This is a genomic window from Psychrobacter sp., from assembly GCF_036731945.1.
GTDB lineage: Bacteria > Pseudomonadota > Gammaproteobacteria > Pseudomonadales > Moraxellaceae > Psychrobacter.
This window is the reverse complement of record NZ_DAINDI010000058.1, coordinates 473-8631: the sequence shown is the minus strand read 5'-3', so window position 1 is coordinate 8631 and position 8159 is coordinate 473. Positions and strand designations below refer to the sequence as shown.

The window sequence follows — 8159 nt, the reverse complement described above, 5'->3', positions numbered from 1 at the left end:
TGACGGCATGTTTGATGATTGTCAAGATATCGTCAAAGCGCTGCAACAAGATGCCGAATTCAAAGCGGCTTATAACCTCGGCACCGTTAACTCTATTAACTGGGGGCGGATATTGGCGCAAATCGTTTATTACTTTAAAGCCTATTTTGCCGTTACTACAAGCAATGACGAAAAAGTCAGCTTTAGTGTGCCATCAGGCAACTTTGGTAATATTTGCGCCGGTCACATTGCTCGCGAAATGGGATTGCCAATTGACCGTCTAATCGTCGCGACCAACGAAAACGATGTCTTAAACGATTTCTTTAATCAAGGTGCCTATCAGCCGCGCCCGACCGATAAAACCTATATCACTTCAAGCCCATCTATGGATATCTCTAAAGCCTCTAACTTTGAGCGCTTTGTTTATTTATTACTGGACAAAGACAGCGCCCGCGTTCATGAGTTATTTGAAGGGGTGAAATCTGGGCAAGGTTTTGATTTGTCTGACTTGATGGAGGCGGTTAATACCCGTTATGGCTTTGCCGCTGGCAAATCGACCCATAGCGACCGCTTACAAACCATTAAAGCGCTTTATGAGCAGTATGGTGAATTGGTCGATCCGCACACGGCTGACGGTATTAAAGTCGCTAAAGAATTACAGCGCGAAGGTGAAGTGATTGTTTGTGCAGAAACAGCGTTGCCCGTTAAGTTTGCCGATACTATTTTTGAGGCGGTTGGAGAGATAGAAATTGCGCGTCCTGCGCATACCGAAGGCTTAGAAGACTTACCGCAGCACGTAGTGGTACTAGATAATAATGCCGAACTGGTCGCTGAGCAAATCCGTCAATATGTAACGCCAAATATAGCTTAGAGACCTTATTTATAAAAAGTACTCATTAAAATTAATATCCAGTCATCAATAACTAAATTCAGGTTACGCTATTGTAATAAAATGTTTATGATTGTGTTATGGTATATATAATTGTAATATTAGCAACAGCGTCGGCAAATAAACATCGTGCTCGGCGCTTTTCTAACAATTAAACCTATCAATCACATCAGTCAATCATACTGAACAGCTGCTTTATAGACATTATGATAGCGTTATTTTAAGTTTTTTATGCTCATGTTTTCTTATACATGTTTCTTTCTTACCGATAAGTTTTGAGCATAAGAAATAGACTTAGATCGCCTTTATCATGGTACTGATCGCAGTACATATTGTGGATATAACAATGAAGATGAGCTTAAAAAAGATAGCAAAAGCACTATTACTGACGACATTTAGTGGTGCAATGCTGCTGACCACTGCCCACGCTAATAATCCACCGCCGACGATTAAGGCTGATGCGCCCAATCGCTATATCGTCAAAAAAGGCGATACCTTATGGGATATCTCAGGTCGCTATTTAGACAGCCCTTGGCGCTGGAAAGAGATTTGGGCGACCAATAAGCAAATCAAAAACCCTAACCTTATTTATCCTAATGACATTCTTATTCTATGCGTGATTCAAGGTAAAACCTTGATTGGGGTCGATACGGGTGAAGGTTGTGCTGGGGTTGAAAAGCAATTGACTGGCAATGTGGTTGCCAGCTCAGTCACGGTGACCTCAACCGCCAATAGTATTCCGCCTATTCCATGGTCGGCGATTCAGCATTGGCTCGACAAGACTATCATTGTTAATCCAGCAGATTTTAATACCACCCCATACATTTTAGCCTCAAAAAAAGGCAATTTAATTACCGCTAGTGGCGATAAGGTCTATGCCAAAGGCGTACCACTTATCGTTGGCCAGCGTTACGGTATTTACCGTGAAGGCGAGAAGTATGTCGAGCCTAAAACACAAAAAGTCATCGGCTTAGAAGTCACTCAAGTCGCTACTGGTCTGGTGACGTCTACCGAAACCAATGGCGTGACCAGCTTGCAGCTTATCGACAGCTATGGCAAAGAAGTGCGTGAAGGCGACCGCGTTTTTGTGGAGCTAAATAATTCAATTCCGCCAGTATTTTACCCAGCGCCAGCAACCGTTAATCGCGGCGGTATGATTGTTCGCGTGATGGACTCTATTAGCTCAGCGGCTAAGGGTAGTGTTGTCGCTATCAATCTAGGTAGCACGCACGGTGCCAAACCTGGAGATGTATTGACTGTTTTCCAAAAGGGCGCCGTCATACGCGATATTAAGGACAATGACACGCCAGTACGTTTACCAAGTGAGCCTACTGGTATGGTAATGGTGTTTAATACCTTTGATAATATCAGCTATGCGTATGTGCTTGATTCTGAGCTACCGCTCAATGTCGGTGATCAGCTGTTACCACCGCCGTATCTATAATAAGTGCAATATCTATAATGGGTACAATGCTTATTCCTTGATCTAAAAGTTTAACTTAAGCTAAATGAGCTAGATGATTATGACTGCAGTCACTTTTCTTTTATCCGCCGAGCAGCGTGCCGTTTTGGCGGTGTGGACTGAAGTGAATGCGTCATTATCGGCATATCATAAACTCATCTCTAACTTTGGCACGGCAGGGCTTGCTTGGAATGCTAAAGTAGAGGCATGGCGTCAATTGGGCATTCATAGTACCCATCTTAAGCGTCATGAGCAGCCAGAACAAACGCTCACTACTATCGATAAAATCCAGCAAGCATTGTTAGACGGAAAATACGGTCTTTTATTTGCTGACCAGCCTGACTATCCAGCGCAGCTGCTAGAAATATACGACCCACCACCATTGTTATTTTACCGCGGTGATAAAGCGCGTTTGCAGCAAGCGCAAATCGCCATCGTTGGTAGTCGCAAACCCACCGCCCATGCGCAGAAAATCACCTTTGATATGGCGCAATACTTAGCGCAAGCTGGTTATATTATCACTAGTGGTCTTGCGCTGGGTGTCGATAAGCGTGCCCATTTAGGTGCTTTAGCTCAGTCTGATACCGAATATCAAGGCCGTACGGTTGGCGTGATGGGGACGGGGATTGATGTCAATTACCCCAATCATCATGATAAATTATTTAGTCAGATTATTGATCAAGGCGGCTGTATCGTCAGTGAGTTACTACCGCATACGCAGCCGCACAAACACACTTTTCCGCGCCGTAATCGTCTAGTTGCAGGACTTAGCCTCGCGACCATTGTCACTGAAGCGACCATTCAAAGCGGCTCGCTCATTACTGCGCGCCTAACCTCCGAGCAAGGTAAACAAGTTTTTGCCATTCCAAGCCATATTGATAATAGTAATGCCGAAGGCTGCCATCATTTAATACGTGAAGGCGCAACGTTGATTTATCATCCGCAGCACGTCCTTGAAGATATTAATAATCAGTTGGACTATAGAGCGCATACCTATCAGCCGTCATCTAATGCAGAGTCTAGTATTGAGCAAGCAACTCTTAGCCAAAGTTCCAATTCTCTAAATACAGAGAAGCTCTCTAGCAAAAGTATTAATCAATCGCCACAATCTAATCTTAAACCTTCTTCCTATACTAGTGTTATTCCTGAGCATTTAGCGCTCATTTATGAGCAACTTGATTGGCATGGGCAGGATTTAGATGCGTTGTTAAATACTACTGATATGTCGGCCGCGCAATTGATTGGGCAACTTATGGAGCTGGAGTTATTAGGGGTTATTAGTGTACAAGGTGGGCGTTATTTGCGCGTGTAGTTTTATTATTAATCAAAACGCGATTTTAAGAAATCTTTAAACCTGCTGTTTTACCGGTCGTTTAAGTTGTATTATATCTCCTCATACTTTCCTTTCTCATTCCGCTATGTCTACATCTAAAGCTCTTATCACCGATTCTGTCATCGAAGCTGCGCATTGGCTACAACAAGGACAGCTGCTTGCTTATCCAACCGAAAGCGTTTGGGGTATCGGATGTGATGCTTATGATAAAGCTGCCGTCCAGCGTATTTTGACCATCAAACAGCGGCCACAAGCCAAAGGCATGATTGTCATTACGGACAGTGCTGAGCGTTTAGTGCCCCTATTGGACGCTTTAGAACAAGGACAACGCCAACAAATCATCAAGAGCTGGCAAACAGATAATACTGATGATAACCTGCAAGATAAGCAAGCGCATACCTGGCTACTGCCTATTCCGAAGACGTTTGCTAATACCATTCCTCATTGGATAACAGGGCAACACCAGACAGTAGCGGTGAGAGTCATTGCTCATCCTATTATCGCTCAGCTATGCCAACAATTGGTCAGTGCTCATAACCCATTTGGGCTGCTGGTTTCCACTAGCTGTAATCCGTCAGGTGAGCCGCCTGCTATGAATTTGTCTGACGCCTATGATTATTTTGGTGAGCGTATAAAATATTTGCAGGCTGAGACATTAGGTTATACCTTACCCAGTCAAATATGTGATGCAACGACAGGTTTAATTATTCGTTAAGTAAAAAAACCAACTAAATAGCAAAGTATATTCTCTAATTTCACTATTGACAGAAATTAAAGAATAGCGCAGTATGAGTTATTAAGATAACCAAATTTTCAAGATAGTGAGTAGATAGTCATTATGAAACTAAATCCTGTGACCGAAAAATTTATCTTACATTGGGGCGAAATGGGCTCGCAGTGGGGCGTCAATCGCACCATGTCACAGATACACGCGTTGTTATTTATCATTGGTAAACCACTTAATGCGGAAGAAATTACCGACACACTTGGCGTCGCACGCTCTAACGTCTCAAACAGTATCAAAGAGCTACAGCACTGGGGCTTGGTACAAAAGGTTTCGATATTGGGTGATCGTCGTGACCATTTCACCACCAATACTGACGTTTGGGAGCTGGCGCGTATTATCGTTGTTGAGCGTCAAAAACGCGAATTGGAGCCAACGGTGCAGTTTTTACAAGAGCTGATGGATAGCCCTGAATTTGAACATGAGAATAGTGAGGTAAAAGCTCGTATCCGTGAAACCCAAAAGTTTGTTGATACCGTGACCACTTGGTCCTCTGAGATGCTTAGACTGCCGACAAGTGCGCTTAAAAAGATATTGAAACTGGGTGCTAGTATTAAAAAGGTCTTACGCTAGCAACAAGAGGTATTGTTTAAAATAAAAGATTTATCTTGATATTTCTTTTTTGACAGAAATAAATGTAATGGTTTTTTTAATTAACCATTTTAAATAGCTCATTTCATAGTAATAACAAATGGATGTGTCATATGAAAGCGAATAACGCACAGGGTAATAAGAATACAGCGATTAAAAGTGCTATTAACACAGTGCAGTGGCAAGATTTGCGTTCGTTAACTCGAGGTCAAATTGCTTATAACGTTATTTTGCCTTATCCGTTTTTATTACTGTCATGGTGGTTTGCCAGCCAATCATGGTATGTCTTGGCGTGCAGCGCTTCTTATTTGTTTTTTGCGGCGGCGTTCCGTCAAGCTCACGATGGTTATCATCATAGTTTGGGTACAGGCAAACGCACGACCACTGGCATATTGTTATTGCTTAGCGTGCTCTTAATGACCAGTCTGCACAGTATTCGCGCCACTCACATGGAGCATCACCGTAACCCAATGGGCGACAGTGATATCGAGGGCAGTCTGGCAAAAGTGTCATGGTGGCAAGCGATGCTCGGCGGTGTCACGTATCGGTTAAGTATTTATCGTCAAGGCTTACGTCTGAGCAGTCGTCGTAATCAGCGTATCGCGTATTTAGAGTTTGGTTTGATTGCTTTGGTTATTGCGACTGCGCTCGTGCTGAGTGTATTTCCTATCGCCGTTCCTGCCATTGCAATGTCAGCGCAAGTATTGATGTATCACATACTGACCATGATGTTGGCCAATGCCAGCGTTGGTATTATTGCGGTGTGGGGCGTGCACCATGATTGTGATGAGACGGTTGCTCGCACCGAGCGTAATCTATTGGTCAATTTTCTGACCTTTAATCTACTTTATCACGTCGAGCATCATTTATTTCCTGCTGTGCCGTCTAATCATTTACCACAGCTCGCCAAGCGTTTAGATGCAGAAGTACCTCATCTAACCGAAGCGCGCGTATTGCCAACGATGGCTAACGTCGTAGATTTTATTAATCATCACTGGCATAAAATAAAAGCAAAATACCAAAGTAATAATGATAGTGACTGTCCTATTCGTAAGCGTTTTGCTTAGGATAATTATCGGATAAGTTGGCTTTTCTAAGGGTATCGTTATGAGTTTAGACGCCAATGAAAGTAGTGAAAACTATTCAAAATCAAGTGTTATAGGAGCATATTTATTCTTCGGTGGAGCTATTGGTGGCGGATTAATAGGATTAATAATAGCTATTTTTTTGGTTTTAGGAGCTGTCTTACAAAATGCTGTTTTGCAGAATATAGTACGTTCAATAGTGCTAGCTTTATTAACAATACCTAGCTTTGCATTTTTTGGTTTTATTGTAGGCCTAATTCCTGCAACATTGACTGGTTGTTTGGTCGCGTATTTTGAGCTATACCGTAACCATAAAGGTTTATCACAGTCAGCTATCATCGGTGCAATATCGACGGTTATTTGTACTTTAATGCTTATAGTGTTTAGCGACTTCAATTTTTCACTTGCTGCTTGTATCTTTGCTACATTAATTGGAAGTGCGAGCGGATATTTAACAGGATTATTTACCTTACCAAAAGCATAAATTAAAACCATAATTTAAATAAATATCCACCAATTATCCACAGTAACTTCATTGGCTTTGCGAGCCTCCTATTTATACTCAATGAATGACTGATATAAATAGTAGAAATATAATGAATAATAATTTGAGAGCTTACCCTCATTTAACAGTGATGATTTTGTTTGCAGGTATTGGTAGCGTGGTTGGCGGATTGATTGCCGAGATGGCTCTATTGTTTATCTTTCGAGAGGCTGATTTCGCCCAAATTGGGTATCAGCCATTGTTATATGTCGGTTTATTGAGTTTTATCCCTGCGTTATTGACGGGCATTATCATCGCCAGCCAAAAGCTATGGCGCAAGGATCATAAAAGTATACGCACAACGTTTTTAGTAGGATTCATAACCTCAGCTATTTATATGGGTGCAATCGTCTTATATTTAGGGATCAACTCATGGATAGAAGTTGGCGTGTTATTGGCTTTTATGGGTATCGTTGGGCTGTTTGGCGGCATTAATTCAGCCATTGCGGGCTGCATTGCTTTACCAAAAGTATGTAAAAGTCATTTTGATATCGGCGCTAAAAAAGTAGACGATAGTTATAATAGATTAAGTTTTACTAAATAATAGCAACGAAAATAATGTATACAGGGATTATGACATGAATATTTTAATCAGTGGTGGTTCAGGATTTTTAGGTAGCGCTTTTAGTGAAGCAATGATTAAGCGTTATCAAAGCGAGAATAAAGCGCTGCATATCACTTGGCTCACGCGTGATAGCAGTCAGGCGCATCCAAGCGATATTGAAATGATGACTTATGATGAGCTGGCAAGGTCGGATAACAGCTTTGATGTGATTATGAATCTAGCAGGTGCTGGGATTGCTGATTCGCGCTGGAGCGATGCGCGCAAAGAGCAATTGCTAGCCAGTCGTATCAAACCTACTGAATCCATACTGGAGTTTATCGCTCTCACCAGTATTAAGCCTAAGTTATTGCTTAGCGGCTCCGCGATTGGCTGGTATGGCACACAAGGCGATAAGCCGTTAACTGAAAGCAGTAATTATGAAACTGACTTTGCCCATCAATTATGTGATCAATGGGAGCAGCTTGCTCTGAAAGCCACTGACTATGGCGTGCCTGTGGCTATCGTGCGTACTGGTGTGGTTATCCATCCTGAAGGCGGTATGCTCGGTAAGTTATTAACCCCATTTAAAATGGGTGTCGGTGGGCAGTTGGGCGATGGCAAGCAAATCATGAGCTGGGTTAGCCGTGAAGATTGGGTAGGGGCGGCGATATTTATTATTGAGCGGCATTTGGCTAACAAGAACGCTGTTAATAGTATTGATTCTGGGCAAACGACTGGTGCAATTTCAAACAGTGCAACCACGCATGACAATACCCTACAGACCACTAACGATACACCAGCCGTCGTTTATAACTTAACGTCGCCCAATCCAGTGACCAATCATAACTTTACCAAAACGCTTGGGACATGGTTGCATCGTCCGACCTTTTTTACTTTACCTAGCTTTTTTCTTAAATTAATTTTTGGTGAAATGTCGACACTGCTCAT

At 42.4% G+C, this 8159-nt stretch carries 8 protein-coding genes and 1 pseudogene; all 9 read left to right on the top strand.

Annotated elements, in window-relative coordinates:
* Nucleotides 1-850, top strand: a pseudogene (locus V7D75_RS11300) (threonine synthase); the annotation flags it as partial.
* Between the two features lie 364 nt (nt 851-1214).
* Nucleotides 1215-2312: a LysM peptidoglycan-binding domain-containing protein gene (locus tag V7D75_RS11295; RefSeq protein ID WP_333614636.1), complete on the top strand. Its 1098-nt coding sequence runs from the start codon at nt 1215-1217 to the stop codon at nt 2310-2312.
* A 79-nt stretch (nt 2313-2391) separates the two neighbouring features.
* The gene (gene dprA / locus V7D75_RS11290; RefSeq protein ID WP_333614635.1) at nt 2392-3642 is read left to right on the top strand and encodes a DNA-processing protein DprA; all 1251 of its coding nucleotides are present in this window, start codon (nt 2392-2394) and stop codon (nt 3640-3642) included.
* A gap of 106 nt (nt 3643-3748) precedes the next feature.
* Nucleotides 3749-4378: an L-threonylcarbamoyladenylate synthase gene (locus tag V7D75_RS11285; protein ID WP_333614634.1), complete on the top strand. Its 630-nt coding sequence runs from the start codon at nt 3749-3751 to the stop codon at nt 4376-4378.
* A 123-nt stretch (nt 4379-4501) separates the two neighbouring features.
* Nucleotides 4502-5020, top strand: coding sequence for a GbsR/MarR family transcriptional regulator (locus V7D75_RS11280; protein ID WP_333614633.1), 519 nt, complete (start codon nt 4502-4504; stop codon nt 5018-5020).
* A 131-nt stretch (nt 5021-5151) separates the two neighbouring features.
* On the top strand, nt 5152-6105 hold the full coding sequence (locus V7D75_RS11275; protein ID WP_333614632.1) for a fatty acid desaturase family protein: 954 nt from the start codon (nt 5152-5154) through the stop codon (nt 6103-6105).
* A gap of 40 nt (nt 6106-6145) precedes the next feature.
* Nucleotides 6146-6607, top strand: a complete 462-nt coding sequence (locus V7D75_RS11270) for a hypothetical protein (protein WP_333614631.1) — start codon at nt 6146-6148, stop codon at nt 6605-6607.
* 85 nt (nt 6608-6692) lie between these two features.
* Nucleotides 6693-7211 carry a hypothetical protein gene (locus V7D75_RS11265; protein ID WP_333614630.1) on the top strand — a complete coding sequence of 173 codons (519 nt, stop codon included), beginning with the start codon at nt 6693-6695 and terminating at the stop codon, nt 7209-7211.
* Between the two features lie 34 nt (nt 7212-7245).
* A partial coding sequence (locus V7D75_RS11260) for an epimerase (protein ID WP_333614629.1) occupies nt 7246-8159 on the top strand: 914 nt, incomplete at its 3' end.

Excerpts from the sequence above, each read along its gene's own strand:
- V7D75_RS11295 (WP_333614636.1), top strand. The coding sequence starts at position 1,215 with ATGAAGATGAGCTTAAAAAAGATAGCAAAAGCACTATTACTGACGACA.
- dprA (WP_333614635.1), top strand. The coding sequence starts at position 2,392 with ATGACTGCAGTCACTTTTCTTTTATCCGCCGAGCAGCGTGCCGTTTTG.
- V7D75_RS11285 (WP_333614634.1), top strand. The coding sequence starts at position 3,749 with ATGTCTACATCTAAAGCTCTTATCACCGATTCTGTCATCGAAGCTGCG.
- V7D75_RS11280 (WP_333614633.1), top strand. The coding sequence starts at position 4,502 with ATGAAACTAAATCCTGTGACCGAAAAATTTATCTTACATTGGGGCGAA.
- V7D75_RS11275 (WP_333614632.1), top strand. The coding sequence starts at position 5,152 with ATGAAAGCGAATAACGCACAGGGTAATAAGAATACAGCGATTAAAAGT.
- V7D75_RS11270 (WP_333614631.1), top strand. The coding sequence starts at position 6,146 with ATGAGTTTAGACGCCAATGAAAGTAGTGAAAACTATTCAAAATCAAGT.
- V7D75_RS11265 (WP_333614630.1), top strand. The coding sequence starts at position 6,693 with ATGACTGATATAAATAGTAGAAATATAATGAATAATAATTTGAGAGCT.